This window comes from Chromobacterium aquaticum (genome assembly GCF_021129195.1).
Lineage (GTDB): Bacteria > Pseudomonadota > Gammaproteobacteria > Burkholderiales > Chromobacteriaceae > Chromobacterium > Chromobacterium aquaticum.
Window position 1 is genome coordinate 1 of the sequence record NZ_JAJOHW010000176.1, and the last position, 1657, is coordinate 1657.

Genomic DNA, 1657 nt, shown 5'->3' on the forward strand with positions numbered 1-1657 from the left:
CGCCCATGCCGCCGCATCGACTCCGCCTCCACCGCGCTCGCCAATCTGGGCGAGGCGGACCCGCCGCCCCAGGCAAGGGGAAGCCGACATGAGCACCACCTATATCCCCCCGGTGGACACCATCCCCCTCAGGCTCTGCGACGGCAGAACCGTGCAGGCCCACGCCAGCTGGTTCATCTGCGGCACCGAATACCCACCCGACTTCGCCAACTACACCCCACTCGTCAACGGCGAGCGCGCCTTCGCCGCCGTCCACCAGGCCATCGCCAGCGCGCAACGCTCCGTCGACATCGTTTGCTGGGGCTTCCAGCCCTCCATGCGCTTCGTCCGCGACGGCAGCGCGCCCGCCATCGGCGCCCTCCTCGAACAAAAAGCCCGCGCCGGCGTTCAGGTCCGCGTGCTGGGATGGACCCTCGAACCCTTCGGCATCAGCGTCACCGGCGCCGCCGGCGAAGCCAATATGCCCGGCAAGAACCCCGTCGCCATCATGGACCGCCGCCAAAGCGCCGAACTCGATCCCGATGAGCAAAGACAGGCGCAGCAAGAGTACGACGCCCAGTTTCAGGTCGATCGAGACTGGTTCCGCGCCTACGACCGCAAACAGCCCGCGCTGCCGCTGCGCTTCGTCGGCCGCGGCTTCAGCCTCAAGGACCGCATCAAGATCTTCAAGAGCATCAGCCGCGCCGACCTCAAGGCGCTGGACAACGATAGCAACACCCTGGACCGCGACCTCAGCCTCGGCAGCCGCCTCGTCATGGCCGGCGTCCCGTCCCACCACCAAAAAATGGTGCTGGTCGACTATCAGGACGACACCGCCGCCATCGGCTTCGTCATGGGCCACAATATGCTGGACGGCTACTGGGACAACGACGCCCACAGCCGGCAGCGCCAGCCCCATGACCGCGGCCGCAACGGGGCCTATCCGATGCAGGACCTTTCCTGCCAGCTCAGCGGCCCCATCCTCGAATACCTGCACCTCAACTTCGCCCAGGCCTGGCACAAGGAAACCGGCGAGGATTTGCTCGGCGAGCGCGACGCCCAAACCGTCGGCGAGGGCCTGGAGCGCGTCTTCCGCCAACAAAAGCTGCCCACCGCCAACAGCGTGATGGCCCAGATCCTGCGCACCCAGCCCCAGGACAACGCCCAGGACATCGAAACGCTGTATCTGCACACCGTCGGCAACGCCACCCAATACATCTATATCGAGAACCAGTACTTCCGCTGGCCGGTGCTGGCCGAGCGCCTCCTCAAAAATGTGCGGACCCAGACCGCGTGCGGCCGCGACTGCACCCAGCACGGCCAACTGCACCTGTTCGTGGTCACCAATGCCAGCGACGACGGCATGGGCCGCGGCGGCGTCAACACCTACCGCATGCTGGACGCGCTCGGCCGCGCCGACACCCTGCCCGCCGTCGCCCGTACCCAACAAGTGGCGCAGCTGGAACAACGGCTGGAAGCCGCCCGCCAGGCCGAACGCGCCGGACAGACCCTGCCGCCCGGCCAGAGCGCCGCCGACCTGGCCGCGCAACTGGAAGCAGCCCGTCAGGCCAAGATCGACGAAGTGAGCGACAGCCAGGAAATCCAGCAACTGGAGCGCGCCTGCGAGCGGGCTGCCGCCGCCGAGCGCGCCGGCCAGACCCTGCCGCCGGGACAAAGC

1 pseudogene is annotated in these 1657 nt (G+C 67.7%); it reads left to right on the forward strand.

Features of this window, described 5'->3' with window-relative positions:
• Positions 1-88: 88 nt before the first annotated feature.
• Positions 89-1657, forward strand: a pseudogene (locus tag LQT98_RS24080) (hypothetical protein); the annotation flags it as partial.